At 49.3% G+C, this 22,862-nt stretch carries 20 protein-coding genes; all 20 read right to left on the bottom strand.

The annotated features are described in order from the left end of the window. On the bottom strand, positions 1-579 hold a 579-nt coding region (gene msrA, locus Q0413_RS08370; protein ID WP_298988513.1), incomplete at its 3' end, for a peptide-methionine (S)-S-oxide reductase MsrA. Positions 580-1,613: 1,034 nt separating this feature from the next. Further along, positions 1,614-3,152, bottom strand: coding sequence for a bifunctional phosphoribosylaminoimidazolecarboxamide formyltransferase/IMP cyclohydrolase (gene purH / locus Q0413_RS08375; RefSeq protein ID WP_298988514.1), 1,539 nt, complete (start codon positions 3,150-3,152; stop codon positions 1,614-1,616). A gap of 16 nt (positions 3,153-3,168) precedes the next feature. Continuing rightward, positions 3,169-3,759 carry a hypothetical protein gene (locus tag Q0413_RS08380; RefSeq protein ID WP_298988515.1) on the bottom strand — a complete coding sequence of 197 codons (591 nt, stop codon included), beginning with the start codon at positions 3,757-3,759 and terminating at the stop codon, positions 3,169-3,171. Positions 3,760-4,229: 470 nt separating this feature from the next. Then, on the bottom strand, positions 4,230-5,261 hold the full coding sequence (locus Q0413_RS08385; protein ID WP_298988516.1) for a hypothetical protein: 1,032 nt from the start codon (positions 5,259-5,261) through the stop codon (positions 4,230-4,232). Between the two features lie 27 nt (positions 5,262-5,288). Then, on the bottom strand, positions 5,289-5,912 hold the full coding sequence (locus Q0413_RS08390; RefSeq protein ID WP_298988517.1) for a hypothetical protein: 624 nt from the start codon (positions 5,910-5,912) through the stop codon (positions 5,289-5,291). 14 nt (positions 5,913-5,926) lie between these two features. Next, positions 5,927-6,538: a hypothetical protein gene (locus tag Q0413_RS08395; RefSeq protein WP_298988518.1), complete on the bottom strand. Its 612-nt coding sequence runs from the start codon at positions 6,536-6,538 to the stop codon at positions 5,927-5,929. 106 nt (positions 6,539-6,644) lie between these two features. Beyond that, positions 6,645-7,613 carry a molecular chaperone DjiA gene (locus tag Q0413_RS08400; protein WP_298988519.1) on the bottom strand — a complete coding sequence of 323 codons (969 nt, stop codon included), beginning with the start codon at positions 7,611-7,613 and terminating at the stop codon, positions 6,645-6,647. A 3-nt stretch (positions 7,614-7,616) separates the two neighbouring features. Further along, positions 7,617-9,812, bottom strand: coding sequence for a phosphoribosylformylglycinamidine synthase subunit PurL (purL, locus tag Q0413_RS08405; protein ID WP_298988520.1), 2,196 nt, complete (start codon positions 9,810-9,812; stop codon positions 7,617-7,619). A gap of 64 nt (positions 9,813-9,876) precedes the next feature. Beyond that, on the bottom strand, positions 9,877-10,632 hold the full coding sequence (locus tag Q0413_RS08410) for a glycosyltransferase family 2 protein (protein WP_297879812.1): 756 nt from the start codon (positions 10,630-10,632) through the stop codon (positions 9,877-9,879). Then, a complete protein-coding gene (locus Q0413_RS08415) occupies positions 10,629-11,420 on the bottom strand; it encodes a polysaccharide deacetylase family protein (protein WP_298988521.1) in 792 nt (263 codons plus the stop codon). Before Q0413_RS08415 ends, Q0413_RS08410 begins: the two co-directional genes overlap by 4 nt. Then, the gene (locus tag Q0413_RS08420) at positions 11,417-12,475 is read right to left on the bottom strand and encodes a glycosyltransferase (protein ID WP_298988522.1); all 1,059 of its coding nucleotides are present in this window, start codon (positions 12,473-12,475) and stop codon (positions 11,417-11,419) included. The genes Q0413_RS08415 and Q0413_RS08420 overlap by 4 nt, the downstream gene beginning before the upstream one ends. Then, positions 12,463-13,695 (bottom strand): glycosyltransferase, encoded by a 1,233-nt coding sequence (locus tag Q0413_RS08425; protein WP_298988523.1) that lies wholly within the window; start codon positions 13,693-13,695, stop codon positions 12,463-12,465. Before Q0413_RS08425 ends, Q0413_RS08420 begins: the two co-directional genes overlap by 13 nt. Continuing rightward, on the bottom strand, positions 13,692-14,507 hold the full coding sequence (locus tag Q0413_RS08430; protein ID WP_298988524.1) for a polysaccharide deacetylase family protein: 816 nt from the start codon (positions 14,505-14,507) through the stop codon (positions 13,692-13,694). Before Q0413_RS08430 ends, Q0413_RS08425 begins: the two co-directional genes overlap by 4 nt. Then, a complete protein-coding gene (locus tag Q0413_RS08435) occupies positions 14,504-15,688 on the bottom strand; it encodes an O-antigen ligase family protein (protein WP_298988525.1) in 1,185 nt (394 codons plus the stop codon). Before Q0413_RS08435 ends, Q0413_RS08430 begins: the two co-directional genes overlap by 4 nt. Further along, complete coding sequence (locus tag Q0413_RS08440; protein ID WP_298988526.1) at positions 15,685-16,761, bottom strand: glycosyltransferase family 4 protein; 1,077 nt, start codon at positions 16,759-16,761, stop codon at positions 15,685-15,687. Before Q0413_RS08440 ends, Q0413_RS08435 begins: the two co-directional genes overlap by 4 nt. Then, entirely contained in the window at positions 16,758-18,200 is a 1,443-nt protein-coding gene (locus tag Q0413_RS08445; protein WP_298988541.1) for an ELM1/GtrOC1 family putative glycosyltransferase, read from the bottom strand. The genes Q0413_RS08440 and Q0413_RS08445 overlap by 4 nt, the downstream gene beginning before the upstream one ends. Further along, positions 18,185-19,066 carry a lysophospholipid acyltransferase family protein gene (locus Q0413_RS08450; RefSeq protein ID WP_298988550.1) on the bottom strand — a complete coding sequence of 294 codons (882 nt, stop codon included), beginning with the start codon at positions 19,064-19,066 and terminating at the stop codon, positions 18,185-18,187. The genes Q0413_RS08445 and Q0413_RS08450 overlap by 16 nt, the downstream gene beginning before the upstream one ends. A gap of 59 nt (positions 19,067-19,125) precedes the next feature. Then, complete coding sequence (gene mnmE, locus Q0413_RS08455; RefSeq protein ID WP_298988558.1) at positions 19,126-20,880, bottom strand: tRNA uridine-5-carboxymethylaminomethyl(34) synthesis GTPase MnmE; 1,755 nt, start codon at positions 20,878-20,880, stop codon at positions 19,126-19,128. Between the two features lie 2 nt (positions 20,881-20,882). Beyond that, positions 20,883-21,638, bottom strand: coding sequence for a Jag N-terminal domain-containing protein (locus Q0413_RS08460; RefSeq protein WP_298988566.1), 756 nt, complete (start codon positions 21,636-21,638; stop codon positions 20,883-20,885). After that, positions 21,635-22,862 (bottom strand): membrane protein insertase YidC (yidC, locus tag Q0413_RS08465; RefSeq protein WP_298988575.1); only part of this gene is annotated, 1,228 nt, incomplete at its 5' end. The genes yidC and Q0413_RS08460, both read right to left, overlap by 4 nt.

Raw genomic sequence — 22,862 nt, forward strand, 5'->3', positions numbered from 1 at the left:
GTATCCGGTCGGGTGCTTGACGAGGTAGTCCTGATGATACTCCTCGGCGCGGACGAAATTCTTTAGCGGCGCCACTTCGACGGCGATCTTTTCTTTAAATTTAGCCTGCTGCGCCGCTATGAAATAGCGCGCTATCTCGCCGCTCGCCTCGTCGGTGTAGTAGATGCCCGTGCGATACTGGCGACCGCGGTCGTTACCTTGCTTGTCGATCGAGAACGGATCGATGATGCGGAAATAATGCGCCAAAATTTCAGGCTCGCTGATGACGTTGGCGTCGTATTTTAAGTGTAGCGTCTCGGCATGATCGCTGCTATGTAAGCCCTCGTAGCTTGCTTTATCGCTCTTGCCGTTGGCGTAGCCTACCTGCGTCGCGACTATGCCGTCGAGCTGTTTGTAATACGCCTCCATGCCCCAGAAGCAGCCGCCTGCTAGATAAATTTCTTTTACGTTTGCGTTCACGCCGCCTCCTTTAACTTTAAAATTTGCGTCCGCCAAGCTACCGCCGCCTGCGGCATTGAGCGCGACTAAATAACCCGCCGCCAAAGCAAAGAGGCAGATTAAAACTTTAGAAATTTTCATTTTGATCCTTTCGTTTTGAATTTTGCGCAATTTTACAATCTCTAAATGAAGCGAGAGTGAAAGAGAGAAATTTTATCGCCTACGGCGGATCGGTACCCAAATTTTATCGCCGCAGGATCGGGGCTTTTGGCTCGCCGTCGCCGCAGAATTAGAATTTTATCGCTGCGGTGACGCGGGATCAAAATTTTACCGCCGCGCAACCGTGGTTTGAGCCTGATAGCGCCTTTGCGAGTTTTGCGACGCGGCCGAATTCTACCGCAGGCGCCGTTTTGCGAGGGCACGGACTGCTCGCGAGACGGAAGCTTTGCGCTGCACCCGCTACTCTACTACGCGATTAAATTTTATCTACGCACTGCCGCGATCGCGGCACGGCACTTATCCACCGCGCGGCTAAATTTTCTACGCACCGCTTAGGTTGCGGTACGGCGTCCATCCGCTTGTCGCGCGATTAAAATTTATCTACGAGCGCACCGATCGCGACGAGGCGCCGTTTTAAAAATTTATACTCCGCTCCGTATCTGCTACGAAACGGCACCGAAATTTCAACGCAAAATAGGCGCCATGAAATTTTCGCGCCGCGAGATAAAATTTGTACGCCGCTATACGACGGCGAGGCGCGAACCCATCCGTTGCGTGCGCTATTAAATTTAAAATTTTCGCGTTGCGGCTGCTAGATAAAATTTTCGCGACCATTCAGGAGCGGCGAGTGATTAAATTTAGATTGCGCCGCACCGACACAAAGCGGTATGTCGCATAGCCAAAAACTCGCGCCGTGCAGTAGTATAACGAAGCGCGAACAGTCTGATTCGCACTGCCTCCGCCACGTAGCGGAGCGCAGTCAAATTTACATCGCGCACGGCTGCGTAGCGGAGGCAGCTGGGTCCGCACCGCGCCCGCTACAAAACGATATGCCGCACAGCTGAATCGTCGCCGCACAGCCGTATGGCAAAGCGCGAGTAGTCCGATTCGCATCACGCTCGCCGCGTATCGGAGCGCAGCCATTTACATCGCGCACGCTTTGTAGTGAGCAAAATTTAGTGCAAAAAGTGGCGCACTCCCGTAAAATACATCGCCATGCCAAACTCGTCGGCGCTTGCGATCACCTCATCGTCGCGGATGCTGCCGCCCGGCTGCACTACCGCTGCGACGCCCGCAGCATGGGCGATCTCGATGCTGTCTTTAAACGGGAAAAACGCCTCGCTGGCAAGCGCGCAGCTGCTCAGATCGACGCCCACGTCGCGAGCCTTGGCCACTGCCGCACGCGCGGCGTCCACGCGGCTCGTCATACCCATGCCGATCGCGACCATCGCGCGATTTTTGACGTAAACCACGCAGTTGCTCTTCGTAAGTGCGGCGATCTGCCACGCGATTTTTAGATCGTCAAGCTCGCTCTCGCTCGCCGCGCGCCCCGTGACGCAGCTAGCGTTTGCGACCTCGCCCGCGCCTACGTAGTCGCGCTGCTGATATACGAAGCCGCCGTCAATAAATTTAAAATCATACTTGTCGTTTTCGCGAATTAAAAACTCCCCGCCCTGCTCGAAAATTTTAATACGCTTTTTCTTTTCAAATACCGCAAGCGCCGCGGGCGTGACGCGGGCAGCAAGGATAACTTCGACAAAAATTTCATTGATTTTATTTGCTAGCTCCTCGTCCAAAACGCCGTTTATCGCCACGACGCCGCCGTATGCCGAGACTGGATCGCATTTTAGCGCCTCTACGTAGCTTTCAAGCAGGCTCCCCTTTACGGCAAAGCCGCATGGATTGGCGTGCTTGCAGATCGCCACCGCAGGCGCCCCCCCGAAGCTGCTAGCCAGCATCAGCGCGCCGTGCATATCGGTCATATTGTTAAAGCTCGCCTCGCCCTTTAGGCTCTTAAAATGGTTGCTAAAAAAGTCCTCGAATTCGTACAGCGCGCCCTTTTGGTGCGGATTTTCGCCGTAGCGAGTATCGAATACCTTGCTGCCCGTGATAAATTTTTTCGCGCCGAAGCCGCCGTTAAAGCGCTCGTTCATATAGTTTGCGATCATCGCATCGTAGGCTGCGGTGTGCTCATAAGCTTTTATCATTAAATTTTGCCTAAATTTCAGCTTCTCGCTCTCGTCTGCGCCGCTTAAATTTTGCAAAACCGCGCCGTAATCAAGCGGACTCGTGACTACATAGACGCTCGCAAAATTCTTAGCTGCGCTTCGAACCATCGCGGGGCCGCCGATGTCGATATTTTCGATAATCTCTGAAAAATCGTCGGTGCGGGCTACGGTCGCTTTAAAAGGATATAAATTTACGCACACGAGATCGATGCCGCCGATGCCGTGCTGCGCGGCTTGGCTTACGTGATTTGCGTCGTTTCGCTTATACAAAATTCCGCCGTGGATCTTTGGATGCAGAGTCTTAACCCGTCCCTCAAACATCTCGGGCGAGCCCGAGTACTCGCTCACTTCCGCTGCTTTCACGCCATTTTGCAAAAGCAATTTATGCGTGCCGCCCGTGCTTAAAATTTCAAATCCGAGCCTCTGCAGCCCTTTGGCAAACTCTACGACGCCCTTCTTATCGCTGACGCTGATTAACGCTCTCATCTTTTCTCCTTTTAATTTATTCGCATAATTTTTTAAAAATCAGCTCGCGCATGTCGTTTGCATTAAGCTGAAAATACAAAATCGCTTCACGGCGAGCCTTTTGATACTCGCGCCTCGTCTTTTCATCTGCTGCGCCGAGATTTTCGCCGTTAAATTTCGCCATACGCGCCGAACTCAGCTCTTTTAGCCTTTCGCCGCCCGGAGAAATGCCGCCGCTATAATTAAACCACTCTTTGCTTTGAAAAATATTAAATAAAATTTGAAAATCTACGAAATTTCCCTTATTGTACTCGGCGCAGACCCCATTTTTGTGGCTTGCGGCGTAGATCGCACCGTATCTGCGCTCGAAAAAATATAGTTTTATTAGCTTTGTGTTTTTGTCTAAATTTGTGCCGCTACCGCCTAAAATCGCAAGCTTCGCATCGCCGCGCGTTTCGTAAGGGCCTAAAATCGTACCGTTTTCGTAAAGATTTCCGCCGTAAAAAGCGTATTTCGTACCCCTAAGCTCGTCCGAAAGAACGTAGGTTTTATCGCTTGCGGGCGAGTTTTTGCCCGCGCAGCCGAGCAGCGACAGAACCAAAAACAGAGATGAGATAAAAAATTTCATCGCAAAAACCCCTTTAAATTTTAAAATTTTGCCAAATTTATGAAGCGGAAATCGGCAAAGCCAAATTTATTAAATTTACCGCGCGCAAATTTTAATTTTACTTCTCAAATGCCGCCGCGTTGCCCGCGCGGATGTAAATTTTAAAATTTTGCGCCGCTTGCAAAGGCTAAATTAAAAGCCGCGCGCAAAACGTAAATTTAAACCGCAGCGCGAATTTAGCCGCAAGGATCTGCGTGAACCGGCTAAATTTAAAATTCGCAGCGCAGCTTTTATCGCCAAGCTAGATTGGCGCTTGCTTTTGCCACTTTTAAAATTTTAAATTTACTTGCACATCCTATTTTCCAGCTCGTCCATAAGCGCGGCTATGTCATCATCAATCGCACCTTGCCGCTGCTGCTCGTTTAAATTTATGCGCCGCTTTAAATTTTACAAGCCGCAAATTTAAAGCGGCACGAGACCCAAAAACCGCACTAAATATAATAGATGCTGTTTTTGATATTTTTGCCGTCGATCTCGTTTTTGCGCCACGAGCTCTCGTCGTTTAGCACGATCCAGCGCTTCTCCTCCTCACGGTAAAACCAATCCTTGTCGATCTGATAGTAGATCTGACATCCCGAAATTTCGATGATATTGGCGATGTTGTTATCGTGGTAGTTGTTCTCATCGAAGTCGGTGAAGGTGCGCTGCCCCATCTCGGCGTAGAGCTCGTTTAAAATTTGAAGCATCTCGCTTAGGCGCGTATCCATCTTCTCGACCTGAAGCCCAAGCTCGTTAGCCTCTCTGAATAAGATCGGATAGTCGTGCGACGGATAGCCGCTGTTTAGCTTGTCGCTGATAAAGGCGATCTTTTGCTCATCTTCGAAGTGGTAGCGCAGAATTTCGCGGCAAATTTTAAGCGACAGGCTGCTTGCGCGATCGACGGCGCCGAAAACGAGCGGATGGATATATTTGTAAAGCTCCTTGTACGGGTTCTCGTCGTTCGGGCGCTCGTTATTTTTCCAAAGCTTCACCACGCGGCTTAGCTCGTCCATCGAAACGTTGGCTTGGTCGTTGGTGTTCGTAACCGGCGAAAGCTCATGTCGCAGCGAAGTATCGACCGACGTGAGATAGCCTAGCGGCCCCATTAAAATTTTATTCGCCCCAAGCGCCATCATCGTAGCCGCCGAAGCGCAGTTTGCAGGCACCAGCGCGATCAGCTCGTCGCAGTGGTTGCGCAGGATCGAGACGATCTTAAGCGAGGCGATACCGCTGCCGCCGTCAGATTTGATGTAAAGGTAGAGCTTTTCGAAATGCTTGCCTTTAAGATGGTCGTTGATACTGATCGCGTCGTTGCCGCAGACGCTACCTGCGCCCGAATTGAAGTAGGTAAGCAGCGGTGCGCCCAGATATTTCTCGATATTCGTGATCACCTCTTGCGTTTGCTTCATCAAGATCGGCGGTTGCTTCGCCGCTTTTTTAGCGCCCTGCTTATGCGGCTCTTCGTCTTTGGATAAAAATCCCATGTTTTTCCTTTCGTGTTGGTTTGGTTTTTAAAATTTTATCTTACAAATATCGCGCAATTTGTCCCGGTGCCACTTGATGCTCTCTTTAACCGTATTGCCTAGAGCCGTATGCGGACTTTGCAAGAATGCCCTACTATTTTTTAGTCTTGAGCCCACGTATTCATAGCGCGAGATCTCGTTTGCGCTGGCGCTTTGCGACACCGAAGCCGAAAACGAGTATGAATAAAGCGGTGCGGAGGAAGCGTAGCCGCTAAAGTGCTCTTTTAGGCTTACGAATTTGCCCTCCGCAAAGGCCTTGCAAACGCCGCCGCTTGCGGAATACTCGGCGATTCGTAGCTCTTTATTGGGCGTAAAAACGTAGATCGTAAATTTATTTAGACCTCGCTGCGAAATTTGATCCCCAGCCACGCCGACTCCTCTTTCGTCCGTAAATAGATAGAGATTGGAGCCCTCCTCTTCATATCTTCCTAATATCGCGTCATCTTTTAAAAGCACGCCGCCTGAAATTTTATACTCGGTGACGGTCTGCCCGTCATAGCTCATCATCACGGAATTTTCCGGATGCAGCTCGGCTTGCGAATACTTTATCTTCATACAGCCTGTAAGCAGCACCGCTGCCGCAAGCAGCGCTAAAATTTTAATTTTATCCATAAATCCTCCGAAGTTTATCTGCAAAAATCGTCTAAGATCATGGTTCTAAGACCCTCGATCGTCTTTTTGAAAAATCCAGCCACAGCCAACTCCTCCGCGATATATTTCGTATCTTTGCGATCGACCGCTTTTTCAAAATTCATATTTTTATATGCGCTTAGTCCTTTCGAGCTCATATTTTGCACCGAGCTCTCGCTTTTTGAAATTCTACCGTCCGCATAAAGCCAATCGCCGTCTTTGAACATATTTGAAGTATAGTCGAAATTTACGTATCTGCCGGCGTTATAGACGCTGCAAATCCCATCTTTGTGCCAAATGCTAAATACCATTGCCCTTTCGTCGTTAAAAAGATAAAATTTCATCCGCTTGGCATTCAGCGCGGACTTGTAATTGTTGCCGTAAGACTTGCCCGCCTCATCGAGCACGAGCATCCTAAACTCGCCTCTATCCATAGAATAGGAGCCTAAATTTCTGCCGTTTTCATACAGATCCTCGCCGACAAATTTATAGATCATGGTTTTGTTGCCGTCGTAAAATTTAAACTCCTTATCGCTCTTAGCCGGACGCAATACCCCGCATCCTCCAAGCAGTGCCGTCAAAACGGCAAAAACTATAAAATTTTTCATTTATCGCTCCTTAAATTCTAATCCTTTGCCGCACCTTATCGCCGTATCGCAAGCCCTACCTTAAAATTTCAAGGCGTTTTGCGCCCTCAAATTTTAAAATTTCGCCTTACTTCTCGCCGAAGCGCTCCTTTAAAATTTTATACGCCTCGTTGATCTCCTGAAGCTTCTTCGTGCCCTCCTGGATGATCTCCTCGTCCGCGCCCTTGCCCATCAGGATGTCGGGGTGGTATTTTTTAACTAGTTCGCGATATTTTTTCTTGATCTCGCTAAACGTAGCGTCCTTGGAGAGCCCCAAAATTTCATACGGATCTCTTTTGCTTTTGGCGGAGCCTTGCGAGCCACCACCCGAGCCAGAATATCCGCCGTATGAACCGCCTGAACTTTGCGAGCCTCCGTAGCCCGAACCCGTCGTGCCGCCATAGCCGTAGCCCGTACCGCCGCCGTAACTGCTGCTTCCGTAGCCGCCGGTGCTTCTGCCGCCGTATTTGTCCCAATACCCGCCGCTTCTTGTGCTATAGCCGTCATATTCGTCGTAAGTGGAGCTGCTTTGCGAGCCGCCGTTTTCGTAATATGTGCCGTAAAAGCTGCGCTCAAAGGTCGCGAATATCTGGCTTTGGATATGCTCCGCAATGCCTAACCCGTCGCAGATCTGCGAGATCGTGCGCCGCTCCGCCGCGCTAAAACCGCGATCGACGTAGGCTAAATTTAAAAAGAAATAGATTAGCCCCGTTTTGCGGCTCGGGCTCGGGCGGTAGGTTTGGTTATATTTTTCGGCGAGCTCGCGCGCGTTTGCGAGGTTTTCTTTCTCTAGCTTATAGACGAGCTTCAGCGCCTGGCGTTCGCGTTCGCCGGCACCCATTTGGCGCACCAAATCGTCTAAAATTTCGCTTATCATCGCGGCTTCGGACTCGCTTACGTACCCGTCGCTTTTGGCGACCTTGGCTAGAAGCGCTACTAAAATTTTAGCCTCTCCTAGCTGCATTTGAGCCTTGCCGCGATAGCCGGAGTTGCCGAAAGCCACGCCGATCTGCGCGAAAATATATAGCGCGATTAAAAGAAATATGAGACTAAGCACGCGCTAGTCTTCGCTCTTTATGATCTTGGCGAACTCGCCGAAGTAAATTTCTTTTAGCGCGTTTATGTTTTTACGGACAGAATTTATGCGAAACGCTTCGCCACCGCTGATGCCTAGGCGCATTAAGCTTAGCCCGTATTTTGCGGCCAGCTCTTTAAATTTCGCCTCGTCGCGGACGCCGAAAATCGCGCGCGAAAAGCTCTCGTCGAAAATATCTCTGCTATCATCGCAACTCATCTCAAACTCGCCGCCGATACCGCCTACGCACGCCATCTTCGCAAGCGTGATCGCCACGCCGCCGATACCTACTGAGTTTGCAAATTCCAAAACCCCACTCCTGCCCGCCTCGATCGCGAAGTCCCACAAAGCGCGCTCTGCTTTTAAATTTAACTCAGGCAAGCTGCCTGCGACGCGGTTTTCCACCGCTTTCATATAAAGCGAGCCCGCAAAAACGCCCTTCGTGTCACCCGCCAGATAGACGCTCACGCCGCTAGCGCAAAAATCGCTAGGGATGATCTCGCCCTCGTTTGTGCCCACGCAGACGATCGCGGGAGTGGGCTGGATGCTAACGCCGCCCGTTTCGTTATAAAGGCTTACGTTGCCGCTGATGACCGGGGTATTTAGCGCGGCGCAAGCCTGCTTGATCCCCTCGCAGCCCTGAGCGAATTGCCACATAACCTCGGGGTTTTGCGGATTGCCGTAATTTAGGCAGTCGGTGATAGCTAGAGGCGTCGCGCCGCTCATAGCGACCTTTCGCCCCGCCGACGCTACCGCTAGCGCCGCGCCTATGCGAGGATGGACGTAATTCATCCGCGTGTTGCAGTCCGCAGCCATCGCGAGCTTGACGCCGTTTTGCTTAACTCGCATCACTGCAGCGCCAAGCATGCCGGGACGCTTGGCAGAATTTAACCCTACGTTAGCGTCGTATTGATCGTAGATGTAGGATTTATTTAGCACTTCGGGGTCCTCAAAAATTTTATCAAACGCCGCGTCCAGCTCGCGCTCGCTTGCACCGCAGCCGCATAAATTTTGCCCCGCGATCTGCGCCATATATGCAGGCTCTTTTATCGGGCGATCCAGCACGGGCGCCGCCTCGCTAAGCGGCTCGATCGGGATAACGCCCGCCAGCTCGCCGTGCCAAAAAAGCTCCATCTTGCCGCTATCCGTCACTTCGCCGATGACGGCGGCATCAAGATCCCATTTGGCAAAAATTTCTTTGATTTTCTCCTCGCAGCCCTTTTTGGCGCAGATCAGCATGCGCTCTTGGCTCTCGCTTAGCATCAGCTCATACGGGCTCATCCCCTCCTCGCGCATCGGTACGCGATCCAAATTTAACCGCATGCCGCTGCCGCTGCGCCCCGCCATCTCAAAGCTGCTTGAAGTAAGCCCCGCCGCGCCCATATCTTGGATACCCACGACGTAGTCGGTTTTAAAAAGCTCCAAGCACGCCTCCATCAGCAGCTTTTCGGCGAATGGATCGCCCACCTGCACGGTCGGGCGCAGAGATTTGTTTGCGTCATTAAAGCTATCGCTCGCCATCACGGCTCCTCCGAGCCCGTCGCGCCCGGTTTTGGAGCCCACGTAGATCACGCTGTTGCCGACACCTTCAGCTCTGCCGTAGAAAATTTCATCCTTTTTAACGATACCAAGAGCAAAGGCATTAACTAAAATATTGCCGTCAAAGCTCTTATCGAAGCTCGTCTCGCCGCCTATCGTAGGGATTCCCATGCAGTTGCCGTAGTGCGCGATGCCTGCGACTGCTCCTTTTAGCAGATAGCGCTGTTTTCGCGCATTCTCGCTTCTTCCTCGCACCTCGCCGAAGCGAAGAGAGTTCATATTGGCTTCGACTCGCGCGCCCATCGTAAAGATATCGCGCAGTATCCCGCCCACGCCGGTCGCAGCCCCCTGAAAAGGCTCGATGAAGCTAGGGTGGTTGTGGCTTTCCATCTTAAAAACCGCAGCCATGCCGCCGCCGATGTCGATGACGCCTGCGTTTTCGCCGGGGCCTTGGATAACCCAAGGCGCCTTGGTCGGAAAGCCGCTTAAATATTTTTTGCTCGATTTGTAGCTACAGTGCTCGCTCCACATCGCGCTAAAAATCCCAAGCTCGAGCAGATTCGGCTCGCGACCTAAAATTTTTAAAATTTTTTCATATTCTTCGTCTGAAATTTTATGTGCCGCTACTACTTTTTTGTCCATTTTTTCGCCCTTTTCGCCGTTAAATTTAGGTCCCAATGATAGCTAAAATTTTCTATCATTTCGATTAATCTTCGCCCTTTTTAAGATACTTCTCGTAAAGTTTCGCCTCTTTTAAAAACGCGTAAAATGCGTTAATGTTTGCCGTGATAAATCCCTTGCGCCCATCAAAAAGCGATCTGCGCAAAATATACGATTTAAAAAACGCAAACGGATAGATCAGCAAAAGCTTCGCAAGGCTCGGCTTCTTGCCCTTCTCAAAATCCCCCTGCGCGCGCAGCGTGGAGTAGTTGTTGTTTTTCATAACGAGCTCGGCGATCGGCTTTTCGCTAAAGTGATTAATACAAAATTTGCTCTTTTTTACCGCGCCTTTTATGATCGAAATTTGCGCGTGCACCCCCATATTTTTATACTCGCCGCATTCCTTGCGAAAGAAGCGGATGTGGGTGTTTTTATGCACGAGATCAGAGCATCTGCGCCCGAGCGAGTATTCATGAAATTTAATATCCAGCGCCGAGTAATCGCTCTGGCTCATAAACTCCTCTATCTCGCCTTTTAGCTCAGGACTTACCTCCTCGTCGCCGTCGAGATTGAGCACCCATTCGTTGCTACATAGCGAAAACGCGTAGTTTTTCTGCACCCCCTCGCCCTGCCAGTCGTGGTGGTAAATTTTATCGGTAAATTTACGCGCGATTTGCAGCGTGGCATCGGTGCTGCCGCTATCGACGATTATGATCTCGGCAAAATCCGCCACGCTACGCAGCATACGCTCGATGTGGCGCTCCTCATTCATCACTATCGCATAAACGGACGCTTTAATCATAGTTTGTTCCTTATCCTCGTAAATTTCAGCCAAAAATCAAAAAACCCCTCCGTGCCCAAAATGCCGATACGCTTTACGGCGTATTTGTCGTCGCCCGCTTCGTAAAGTCCGCGCTTGACGACTACCGCGCCTTTGAAATTTGATCTGGCGATATTTAAAATTTCGTCGTTAAATTTACCGTACGGATAGGCAAATACCTCGCACGGCCGCCCGCAAATACGCGCTACGCGAGCCTTGGACGTGATGATCTCGTCTGCGGCGAGCTGCGGATCGCTCGCGTAGGTAAGGTCTAAATTTACGTGGTGCATCGTATGTGCGCCGAACTCCACCAGCCCGCTTGCTTGCATTTTTAAAATTTGCTCCTCGCTTAGCATCTGCGCAAGATGGGCGGTGTTGGCGCGCTCCCAGTCGTTTTGCACAGCATCCGGCACCAAAAATACGCTCGCTTTGAAATCGTATTTTTTCAAAATTTCAAAAGCGTTAGTAAAATTATTTTCAAACCCGTCGTCGAATGTGATGCAAACCGCCTTTTTAGGCAGCCGCTCTAGCGCGATAAGCTCGCTAAGCTTAAAGCTTTTAAAGCCGTTTTTCGCAAGCCACGCGATCTGTCTTTCAAAATCCGCAGGCTTCAGCCGCCATTTGTCGAATTTATCGCCATTATGTTCCTCTACGCTATGATACATCAGCACCCGCGCCTTATGCCAGCCCTGCGGGATCCGCCACCAGTTATACCGCAGCGAAACGCCCGCCGCGGCGGCAAAGATCAGGAAAGCTACAAAATAAATCATCTGAATTTCTCTCCGTTTTTATAGACGAACTCGCGCCACTCGTAAGGCTCGCTAAGCGTCAAGCCAAACGTTAGCTCCAGCATAAATTTAGATACGCGCGTAGCATTTACGATTTCTAGCGCCCTAGCCCGCCCGCTTCTGCCAATAGCTTCGAAACTTCCGTTTTGCAAGCATTCTTTGATCTTGGCAAAACAATCCTCTACATCGCTAAAATATACGACATCGCGCCCGTTCGCAAAAAGTCTATCCAAGCCCCTTATAGCGGGACTGAATGTGCAAACTCCGCACCCCATAAATTGAGCCATTCGATCGGATGAGTATAAAATTTTATTTTGATTCGGTTTCCAAACGCCGTCATCCGCGTTAAAATTTATCGCTATTTTAGAGCGCGAAATTTCTTGCTGAAACCGCCCTCCAAATACAAAGGGCTCGCCTAAACTCCCGTAAATTTTAATCTTTATGCCCTCTTTGGCGCATAGTTGCTTTAGAGTCTCGATAAATTCCTTTCTGTTGGGCAGGTAGTCGTTGCCGATATAAAGGACGTCGTGGCTCTTTTCCGACTCAAAATTCCTATCGAATGCGGCATCCGAGATATTTGGCATAAACGAAACTAGGGTGTTTGGATTGCGGCGCGAAATTTCCGCCAGATCCGTGGCGTTGGTGCAAAAAAAGGCATCGGCCAGGGAAATTTTATTAAAATCGCCGCTATCGGCGCTTCTTAAATCCGCATACCACTGGATTATTTTGATCTTCGGCAGTAGCTTTTTGATGCGGCTTAGAGTATCAAATTTTATCTTTTCGCCCTTACCGATTAGAAGCAGATCGGCGCCGATGTTTTCACAGATACGCACGAGCTTGTCGTTCATCTTTTTTAAGCCGCTGTTTTTCAGCCCGCAAAAGCGCAAGCTCCGCTCCCAATCGCGGTAGCTAAAATCATAGACGAAGTGGCCGCCGCGAACGAGCCCGTGGCTGATCTTGCGCTCCATGCCGTAGAAAAAACTGCCGTCGTCGTATTCGTTGAAAATGCCGCAATGCACGATCTTTAGGCTTCGCATAACAGCTCCTCGTAGTAATTTTTAAGCGAGCTGATATAATTTTGCAGCGTCAAAGTTTGCTTGAGCTTGGCGTGTTTTTGCGCGAAAGCCCGGGCGTATTTGCCGTAAGTGCGGTAAATTTCATCGATTTTGGCGCTCAAATCCGCCGCCTCGCATAAAAACTCCTCGCTTAAAATTTCCGAAATTCCGCCCGCGCGGGTAGATATCAGCACGGGCGAATAAAAAATACCTTCGATCAAAATCACGGGAAAGCCCTCCTTGCGCGAGCTGATGACGTGCAGGTGCGACGCGGCAAGAGCTGCCGCAACGTCGTCGCAAAAGCCGCACAACCGCACGCGGTCCTGCAATTTTAGCGAATCGATTAAATTTTGCAAATTTTGCCTCTCGCCGCCCTGCCCGTAAATTTTAAGCTCGAAATCGAATTTCAGCTCGCTTGCGGCGCGGATCAAAAGATCAAAACCCTTGATCTTATCGAGCCTGCCGACCGCAACGATGCTAAATTTAAAATTTCCCGCCGCCGCGCTTGCACCCTGTTGCGATACGAATATGCTACTAGTCTTATTTTGCGATGCGTCCGCATCGAAAGCCCTATCTTGCGATACACTCGCCCCATCAGGCGTATCTTGCGACGCAAATGCAACGCCAGCCATATTTTGCGACGCACCCGCAGCACCAGCCGAGTCGCCGCATGCGTCCTTTGTTTCCTTGGGCGCCACGTTTGCAGCGCCATCCGTATCCTTGCAGCGCGCGAAAATTTCACGATTTGCAAACTCCCGCCGCGGCTCTATGCCGAAATATATCACTTTCGCGGCGTGCTTTATCGTGGTTGCGACCTTGCGAGAGGCTGCGATGACGTTTTGCACGCGATCGAAAACGGGCGCTTTGCGGTCGTTGTGTTTGGTCGCGACAAGCTTAAGATTTAAAAATTTTTCGACTACGAAGCCGATCTGCGCGGCTTTGGCGCCGTGCGAATGTAAAATTTCAAATCCGCCCGAGCGTAAAAACCGATAAATTTCAGCGAACAAAAACGGATTGTAACGCTTGTCGCGGCTTTTGTACTGATAAATTTGCACGCGAGCATCCAGACGCTGCAAAAACTCACATCTATCGGGCACGATGAGCGCCGTCTGCTCGCTTTTGCAAAGCTCATTTAGCGAGTCGATTACGATCTTTTCGACGCCGCCGTAAAATCTGGAGCAGCAAAGGTAGGCGATTTTCATCTATTTCTGCCCTTTTTCATCTTCAAAATGAAGCTAAAAAGCCCCTGCCTGCCGCTAACCATGATGCGCGGAATTTCAAAATTTGAGTAGTGAGGGCGCAACACGTCGTTTTGCGTCGTAACGGCGCAGCTAAAGCCCGCCTCGCGCGCGCAGCGCACGCTAATCTCGTCGTAAAAGCCGAACGGATAGGCAAAGGCGCTGCAAGAGATCTCAAATTTCTCCTCTATTTCGCGCTTTGATTCGCTCATCTGGCGCAGCTGCTCTGTCGCGTCTAAGCTAGGCAAATTTGCATGATCGAGCGTATGCGAGCCGATCTCGATGAGGCCGCTTTGCAAAAGCTCGCGAACCTCCTCGTCGCTTAACATCTGCTCGCGATTTAGCTCGTCGCTTGATTTTTTCAGATCCTTATCGGTCGCCCAATTCCCCTCAAAGCGTCGGTTTACGATGAAAATCGTCGCCTTAAAGCCGTATTTTTGCAAAAGAGGCAGAGCGCCCGTGAGATTATCGCGGTATCCGTCGTCGAAGGTAATACAAACCGCCTTTGCGGGCTTTTTATCCAAGCTTGCAAGCTCGCTTAAAGTGTAGCTCGTAAAGCCGTTTCGCTTCAGCCACGCAAGCTGTTTTTCAAACGCGACGGGGGTCACGCGCAGACGGTTAAATTTAGAGGCATGCTTTGGCAGATGCTCGCGGATCATATGATACATCAGCACGCGCGGATACTCGTAAGGCAGATCCTTCGCCCACCACGCAAAGCGCAGGCAAAACCACGCAAAAAGCGCCGCAAAAGCCAAAACCGCCGCCGCGTAGATCATCTCTCAATCCTCATGCGATAAGCCAAAAAACTCAAAATCGTAGCCAGGCTTAGCGCTTCTTTCGACAGATACGCTCCGTGATCGAACTGACAATCTATCAAAAGATAGATTAGAAGCGCAAGAACCCCAAACTGCCTGCTTTGAATGCACTCCTTAAAAACGCTAAATAGGATCGCGCCGTAAAAGATGAGACCGAGCACGCCGCTATAAAGTAAAATTTCTAAAAATAGATTGTGCGGCGCGTTATATTCAGGATGCTCTAGGACCGGGGAGCCCGGCAAATTTATATATGAGCCCAGCCCATAGCCTAAGATAGGCTTTTGCTGCGCCATTTCTAAAATATAGCTCCAAATCACGGTCCTACCTGAAGAATCGCCGCTAAATAGCGCGGCTAGCCTTTGCTCAAACGACGGCGAAAGCGCAAGCAAAATAGCAAAAATCGCGATGAAGCCTACCGTGAAAAGCAGGTATTTTTTGTTTAGGCTCTTTAAATTTAGCGCGCTATAAAACGCAAGCGCACAAAACGCACCGACCCACGCCGCTCTGGAAAATGAAAAGATCATAAAAAACGCAAATAAAAATAGAGCCGCAAATTTAAGCGCCAAAGGCCGCCGTATCGCCACCGCGCTAAGGCAGAGCCCAAAGCCCATAAAAAGCCCTAAGATATTGCGGTTCGAAAGCGATCCGCTAAGACCTCCGCGAACAGAATCGCTTGAAAAGACGATTGCGTCGGGGCTGTTTACAAGCTGATAGATCACGCTCGCCGATAAAATTCCAAGCCCCACGAACAAAAAGGCGAAAACGGCGTTTTGATCAAAGAATTTAAGCTTGTAAAAATAGCAAAGCGCCAAAAATATCGCGCCATATCGAAGGACGAAAAATAGGGTGCTCTGCCATGCTTTTTTTGAGATAACAGCCTCATTTAGGATGTTTGAGATCGCTAGCGTCGCCACTAAACAAACGAAGCAGATCGCGATAAATCGCGTTTTTTTCAAAATTTCGCTTAGGATTGCGTAGTTTTTAAAATATATCAGATGGACTAAAAATAGTAAATTTAGCGCCGCAAAGGAGATCTGATAGACCGCGTTTTTAAAAAACAGCGACGCGCACCAAAGAAGCAGCAGCGTTAAAAATGTGATCCTCCAGCCGCTAGGCGCGTTTTCGTAAAAAAATTTTTTCATATTAAACTCTCATAAACCTTTATCGTTTTTTCTACCATCTGCTTTAGGCTGAAGTTTTGCGAAACGTAGCCGTAGCCGTCAAATTTCAGCTCGCGCGAGGGGGCAAACAGCTCCGCCAGCGCCTGCGCATCGCCAACGTCAAAAAAATAGCCGTTTTCGCCCTCTCTTACGATATCCAGCGCGCCGCCGTGACGGGTCGCGATCACCGGGCAGTTCAGCGCGATCGCCTCAGCCATCGAACGCCCGAAGCTCTCGGGCTTGCTTGAAGCGCTTACCGTGACCGACGAGAGCGAGTAAATCTCGGCTACCTTGCTCTGCGAGCCCGTAAAAATTACGCGCTCGCCCAGGCCAAGCCCCTCTACGAGCGATTTTAGCTCGGAAAAATACTCGTCGCGATCCGCTCTCACGCCGCCTACGATCAAAATTTTAAGATTTTGTTCGCTTGCCAAAGCCGCGGCGCGGATCAGGGTTTTGTAATCCTTAATCTGCGTAATGCGCCCAACGCCCGAGACGATGAAATCATCCTGCGCGAGGTTAAAATTCTGCCGAAATTCCGCGATGAAGCGCTCGTCTAAATTTTTGGGATTAAATTTTTCTAGATCGATGCCGCGCGGAATGATCGTGATCTTGGCCGCATCTACGCCGTAGCTTCGTACCACGTGATCGCGCGCATAGCCGCTAGGACAGATGATCGCGTCCGCATCCGTCATGATTTTGCTGTAGAAATTTACGGAATTTATCCCGTGCACGGTGCTTACGATCTTTGCACGCGGGCGAGCAAATTTAACCAGCCACGCTGGCACGCGGGAGCGAACATGCACGATGTCTGGAGAAATTTCGTTTAAAATTTTACGCAGCTTTAAAACGCGCGCCGCAACGCTTAGGATATTTTTGGAACAAACGTCGAGCCGCACATGCACGCCGCCCTCATTTTCTATCTTTGGCACCAATTTGCCGCCGTTACTGATAACGAAATTTTCGATGCCGCGCCGCGCAAACTCTCTATTTAGCTCGACTACGCCGCGCTCGACGCCGCCTTCGTTCAGCTCGGGCAGGATTTGCACAACCCTCATATTTTTATCTCCCTCACAAACGCCCCAAGATCGTACTTTGCAGTCTTTTTTAGCGCTTCATCGTAGCGCCTAGCATGTCCAGTAGAAACGAGAGCGCTTATAAAATCGTCAAATTTATTATGAGCGTCTTTGCGTTTTAAACTCAAAATGGCTACGTTCGCGCGCCCGTTAGATACGGCTTCGCTTATCATCGAGACGCTGTCCTCACCGATAAAGACCCACTCGCACTGCGCCAAAAAATCGCCGATCGGATTTACTGGCTCGCGGCTGTAAATCACGCTGTAATCCCAGCTAAGCTTGGCTAGCGCGCTCTCGGTAGCCCGCGGCGTGCGCGGAGAGGTCGTTAGCGCAAACTCGCAGTCCGCAAACTGCGCCCTTACGCCCTCTATCTGCTTTAAAATTTCATCCCCCATCTCAAAGCAGGAATTCGGTCCGCCGATGATAAATCCTACCGCCTTGCGCTGCGGCTTATACAGCCCCTGCGGACGCGAAAAGCTAAGCGAGACGGGCGAAATTTTAAGGTTCGCACTCGGCTTTGGGCGATCATGCGCGCCTGCGATGATGACGCTAAAATCCTTGCGGTAGCCTTTCGGATACATCAGTGCGACGCTCGGCCTAGCGTATCTGCGCGCGTAAAATTTCAGCGCGTAATAGCTCGTAGAGCCCGCGCCTACGAACAGATCGAAATCTGCGAAATTTAAATTGCGATCCGCCGCGGCATCTAAATTTGCGCTATCTGATACGGCATCTGAATTGGTGCCATTCGGCGCAGCATCTAAATTTATGCTATCTGATGCAGCGGGGCTGTTTAAAGAGGTATTATTTAAATTTGATCCGTTTTTACGGTCCGCCGCCGTGCCGCTCCCGCCAAGATCGCACTTAAAAATTTTAAAATAAAATCCTAAAAAATCAAGCGCGTAAGAGCAAAGTTTAAGAAACTTGTTTGCGTAAGCGATCTTGCAAATGCAAAAATCAAGCCCTTTTAGCTCGCAAAATGCGATACTTTGGTTCTCATGCCCCTTGCGGCCGTCACTTAAGATGAGCGCTTTGCGATGCGGATTTTTTGGGGCGGACGGATTTGCAGCGGAGCTTTCGCTATTAAAATTTAGCGGTCCGCCGCCTAGGCGACATACGTAATCTGAGGCGTCGGATCTTAAATTTTTATCGCTAAAGCTTTCACGGCGCAAAATGTAAGAGGGGCTGCCGCAAAACGATATAAAATTTTTGAAATCCGAATTTTTATAATCTCGCGCGACGACGGCGATCGCCATAGAGCTCTCAGGATTTAAAATTTTACCCGCTCGCGTGGCATCGCCTAAATTTACGACGCTTTGCTCTTTTGCAAAAAGGCGCGAGCCCTGCGGCGCGGATAAATTTCTTATGACACCCCGTTTGCTCTCGCCTCTTGAAATTTGCCGCGCCATCAGTCCATTTTCCATCGTTTATGTATCCAAAACCACTGCTGCGGCGCGGTTCGCACAACCTCTTCGAAAATGTCGTTGCACTTTTGCGTGATAAACAGCTCGGCTTTGTCCTTATTTAGCCCCTCAGGTAGCGGCGGGAAATCCTTGATCACGATCTCATAGCGATTATCCGCGTCGCGTCGCGCAAAGATCGGGATCAGCACGGGATGAAATTTCAAATAAAGCGATGCGATAGTCTTCGTGGTGTAGCACTGCCGTCCAAAAAAGGTCGTAATCAGGCTGTTTTTAGGGCCCGGCTTTTGATCGGGCAGGATGCCTACGTTGCGCCCCTGCTTTAGCGCCTGCACGAGCCTGCGCATCGCATCATCCTTGTAGATAAGATCGTTGCCGTAGCGCTCGCGAAACGGCGCCACTAGCCGCTCTTCGATCAACTCATTATCGCTGCGACGCCCGACTACCGAGACAGGAAAGCCGTTGGCGCCGAAAAAATTAGCTAGAATTTCCCAATTTCCAAAATGCGCCGTAAAAAATAAAATCCCGTGCGGATTATCACCTTTTAGCTTTCGGACGCGCTCTAGCGCCTGCTCGCCGTTTGAAATCAGATCATCAAATTTTAGTCTTCCGTTGTAAAATAAAAGCGTGTCGGTAAGCGTCCTAGCGATACTGCGAAAATTCTCGATCGCAAGAGCGTGAAGCTCACTTTCGCTTTTTTGCGGATAGGCGGCGCGAAGGTTATCCTGCGCGACTTTAACGCGCCTACTAAGCTTCCACGATGCAAAAAGTGCGAGCTTATCGAAAAATGCGAATATGAAGCTTTTCGGCGCGAATTTTGCAAATTTTATCAGACCCAGCGCCAAAAAATATTGGATTTTTTCCTTCATAAAGACCTCGTTTTAAATGCGAGATTATATTGAATTTTGGCTAATTAGTAGCTAAAACGCTATTTACCGAGGCAAAAATTGCTAAACATTTCGTCTAGAATTTCGTCTCGCTCAAATGGACGCGAAATACGTGCAATCGCCTCAATCGCGCGATTTATCTCAAATGCAAAAAGCTCAAGCTCGCCGCAAGACAGGCGCTCGCTCGCGTTTTTAAGAGCCGCAAGCGCGCTCTCGCAAGATAGAATTTGCCGCTCGTTGCTTAGCATAAGGCCATCGAAATTTTGAGAATTTAAGTAGCTCTCAAGCGCGGTTAAAATTTTATCTACGCCCTCATTTGCAGAAATTTCAAGTGGCGCAAAAATGGAATTTGCTTGGGTATTTTGCCTAACGGAATTTGAATTTATTGCAGAGCTATTAGGCGCGATGGAATTTGCAGAATTTTGTTTGGAATTATCTTTCGTAAAATTCTCCGCAGCACAGCTTGCAGTAGCGCGCTCGGTATTTGGCGACGCTAGTTCCACTTTTGCGGCGGAATTCTGCCCCACCAGATTTATGGAATTCGCAAGAGCTATTTGGCTTGTAAGCACGGAATCTGTGGAAGTAGAATTTTGCGCGCTTAAGTCACGCTTTAAATTTTTAGCTTTTAAATTCTGCGCGCAGGAATTTAAAGAAGCGTCGCAGGTCCGACTTTGCTTTAAATTTTCGGCTGTGAAATTCTCTGATATGGGATTTTCGGCTGCGAAATTTTTTGCAGAAAAAGTCTCTAAATCCTCGTCAAGATCCTCTGCGCTAGGATGAAATTTACGCGGCAAGTCGCATTTATTTAAAACGTAGATGATTTTTTTGTCTTTTTGTTCGCGCAATATTTTTAGGATCTGCGCGTCCTCGGCGTCCCATTCGCGACTTGCGTCAAACACTGCCAAAATCACGTCTGCCTCGCTTGCAGCGCGAAGCGAATATGAAATGCCGATACTCTCGAGCTTTGAGCCGCTGTGTCTGATACCTGCAGTATCGACTATACGGATTAGATGAGTGCCTATCTGCAGGCTTTCTTCGATGAGATCGCGCGTAGTGCCCGCTTCGTCGCTCACGATAGCGCGACTAAAGCTCAGCATAGAGTTTAAAATGCTTGATTTACCGACATTAGGCTTACCCACAATCGCTACTTTAAAGCCCTCGATTAGCCCTCTTCGGTTGCGGCTGATGCGAGTGATTTTTTCTAGCGAAGCGATATTTTGACTAAGCATTTCTTGCGAGTTTTGCAGCACATCTGCGGGCAGATCATCCTCCGCGTAATCGATGCAAACCTCGACGAAGGCCAACGTCTTAACCAGAGCTGCGCGCAGATTTGCGACGAAGTCTGCCAACTCGCCCCGCAGGCTGCGCGCTAAAGCTTTAGCCGCACTTTGCGAGCGCGAATTAATCAGATCGCTTATGGCTTCGGCTTTACTAAGATCCATTTTACCGTTTAAAAACGCTCGCTTACTAAACTCGCCCGGATTTGCTATGCGCGCACCCAGAGCCAGCACGGCATCTAACGCCAAGGACGAAGCCGTAAAGCCGCCGTGGGTCTGCACTTCTACGACATCCTCACCGGTAAAGCTATGCGGAGCTTTAAAATATATCAAAATCGCCTCGCCGAACGCTTCGCCACTCTCGTCAAAAAGATTCACAAGCGTGGCATAGCGAGGTCGCAAACAGCTGCGATGTGAAAGGCTTAGAGCGATAGATAGCGCTTCCTCGCCTGAAATTCTAACTATGCAAATTCCGCCGATGCCGTGAGCCGTAGCGATAGCGGCGATAGTCTCGCTCACGATTAGTTTTTTTCGTCTACGATGACGATTTTGCCGCTACGCGTGGATTTGATACCCACGAAACGATCTGGATACGCCTGCTTTAGCTTGTCGGCTACGATTTTGATAAATGCGCCATCAAAAGCCTTCGTGACGATACGCTCATTTCCGGAGCGTTCCACGAGCGCATTTACATAAGAATCAATAAATCGTTCTTGATTTTGTAAAAATTCCGCGATTTCAAAAACCACAGCAAGATCATATCTGATGCTGATCCAGTTGTAAATCATATACGAAAGTGCCTTGTAGCGGTGCCCCTCTTTGCCTATCAAAAGCGCGCTATCCTCGCCTTGCAGCTTGATATAGACGGTATTTTCGTCGATTTTGCTAACATCGCTAACTTCGATATTAAACTCGCTTGATCTGAAAAGTGCAGATAGCTTCTCTTTGATATCGGATAAAATTTCATCCGTCACAACGCCCTTTTGCTTTTCTTTGCGATGTTTAGAATGCGTGGTGCGCGGGCTTTGCGGCTCTGATTTATCGCCCTGCTTTTTCTCTGCTTTACCGACTTTGCTTTGCGGAGTGCTAAATTCCGGATTTTCGCTAAATTTCTCCCCTTCCAAAACCGCTTCTATTACGGCATTTTTTTTAAAAAAGCCCAAAAATCCGCCGCTTGGATGCTGCAGCACACGCACGTTAAGCTGCGTCACCGAGCATCCAAGCGCATTAGCGGCTCTATTATAGGCATCTTTTAAATTTTCAGCTTCGATTATCATGACTTTTTCTCCGCTATTTGAGCTTGTTTATGCCTAGCAAAGGCTTTATTAATGACGTATTGCTGGATAATGGAGCAGAAATTATTTACCGTCCAGTATAACGTAAGACCCGCCGGGAACATTACGAAAAATACCGTAAAAATGAGCGGCAAGAATTTCATCATCTTCTCTTGCATCGGATCAGTAAATGTAGTCGGCGTGATCTTTTGCTGCAAAAACATCAAAATTCCCATCGTAATCGGCAGGATGTAATATGGATCTTTAAGCGACAGATCGTGGATCCACAGCGCCCATTCAGCGCCCTTTAGCTCGATCGCGTTAAGCAAAACGCGGTAGATCGCGAAAAATACCGGTATCTGAAGCAGTATCGGCAAGCAACCGCCCATCGGATTGGCGCCGTTTTTCTTATACAGATCCATCATATGCATCTGCAGCTTCTGCTTATCGTCCTTATATTTCTCCTGAAGTTCCTTCATCTTAGGCGCCAGATCTTTTAGCTTATTCATAGATAGCATTCCCTTGTAGCTTAGCGGGAATAAGATTAGGCGGATAATGAGCGTAAGCACGACGATCGACCAGCCCCAGTTACCGATATAGCCGTGCAGCCAGTTTAGAAATTTAAACATCGGGCGAGCGATGAAGGTGAACCAGCCATATTCGATAATGTGCGTAAGAGCAGGATTTATCGAGCTTAGCGTTGCGTGATCTTTCGCGCCGATATAGCCCGTAAGACTAAGATCGCCGTCCGAGCCTATGAAAACCTGCGAAATTTTATCTGCGTCAGTCACGGTCGCATTCAAGCTCTCTCCGTAAAATAGCGTCGTATAATAACGATCCGAGCTCGCAGCGATATTTGCGCCACTTATTCGCTCGTTTTTATCCACGTCGCCATCTTTAAAAATTTCTACGCTTTCGTTTATAGCCTGCGAGCCTGTAAAAAATGAAGCGATTTTATCTGAAATTCCCGCTTCGCCAGGTTTTCCTACGATGACGCCGTGAACCGTATAGCTATCTACTTCTACGTTCGGGCGCGAGCCAGGGCTGATAAAATAACGCGCATTGCCGCTTAACTTCAGATCCAATTTATAACTACCATTTGGATAAAAGGTAAGAATTTTATTTATGCTAACGGCGCCTAAACTTTGACTTAACGTAACGCTAGCCTCTCCGTTTCGTACGTCCAGCTCGCTAGATGAAGCGCTGTAAGGAGTATCGAAAGCCATC

Origin of the sequence: uncultured Campylobacter sp. (assembly GCF_938045465.1) — a bacterium.
Lineage (GTDB): Bacteria > Campylobacterota > Campylobacteria > Campylobacterales > Campylobacteraceae > Campylobacter_B.

Coding starts and splice junctions, on each gene's coding strand:
- purH (WP_298988514.1), bottom strand. CDS start 3,152: ATGAGAGCGTTAATCAGCGTCAGCGATAAGAAGGGCGTCGTAGAGTTT.
- Q0413_RS08380 (WP_298988515.1), bottom strand. CDS start 3,759: ATGAAATTTTTTATCTCATCTCTGTTTTTGGTTCTGTCGCTGCTCGGC.
- Q0413_RS08385 (WP_298988516.1), bottom strand. CDS start 5,261: ATGGGATTTTTATCCAAAGACGAAGAGCCGCATAAGCAGGGCGCTAAA.
- Q0413_RS08390 (WP_298988517.1), bottom strand. CDS start 5,912: ATGGATAAAATTAAAATTTTAGCGCTGCTTGCGGCAGCGGTGCTGCTT.
- Q0413_RS08395 (WP_298988518.1), bottom strand. CDS start 6,538: ATGAAAAATTTTATAGTTTTTGCCGTTTTGACGGCACTGCTTGGAGGA.
- purL (WP_298988520.1), bottom strand. CDS start 9,812: ATGGACAAAAAAGTAGTAGCGGCACATAAAATTTCAGACGAAGAATAT.
- Q0413_RS08410 (WP_297879812.1), bottom strand. CDS start 10,632: ATGATTAAAGCGTCCGTTTATGCGATAGTGATGAATGAGGAGCGCCAC.
- Q0413_RS08415 (WP_298988521.1), bottom strand. CDS start 11,420: ATGATTTATTTTGTAGCTTTCCTGATCTTTGCCGCCGCGGCGGGCGTT.
- Q0413_RS08420 (WP_298988522.1), bottom strand. CDS start 12,475: ATGCGAAGCCTAAAGATCGTGCATTGCGGCATTTTCAACGAATACGAC.
- Q0413_RS08425 (WP_298988523.1), bottom strand. CDS start 13,695: ATGAAAATCGCCTACCTTTGCTGCTCCAGATTTTACGGCGGCGTCGAA.
- Q0413_RS08430 (WP_298988524.1), bottom strand. CDS start 14,507: ATGATCTACGCGGCGGCGGTTTTGGCTTTTGCGGCGCTTTTTGCGTGG.
- Q0413_RS08435 (WP_298988525.1), bottom strand. CDS start 15,688: ATGAAAAAATTTTTTTACGAAAACGCGCCTAGCGGCTGGAGGATCACA.
- Q0413_RS08440 (WP_298988526.1), bottom strand. CDS start 16,761: ATGAGGGTTGTGCAAATCCTGCCCGAGCTGAACGAAGGCGGCGTCGAG.
- Q0413_RS08445 (WP_298988541.1), bottom strand. CDS start 18,200: ATGGAAAATGGACTGATGGCGCGGCAAATTTCAAGAGGCGAGAGCAAA.
- Q0413_RS08450 (WP_298988550.1), bottom strand. CDS start 19,066: ATGAAGGAAAAAATCCAATATTTTTTGGCGCTGGGTCTGATAAAATTT.
- Q0413_RS08460 (WP_298988566.1), bottom strand. CDS start 21,638: ATGATAATCGAAGCTGAAAATTTAAAAGATGCCTATAATAGAGCCGCT.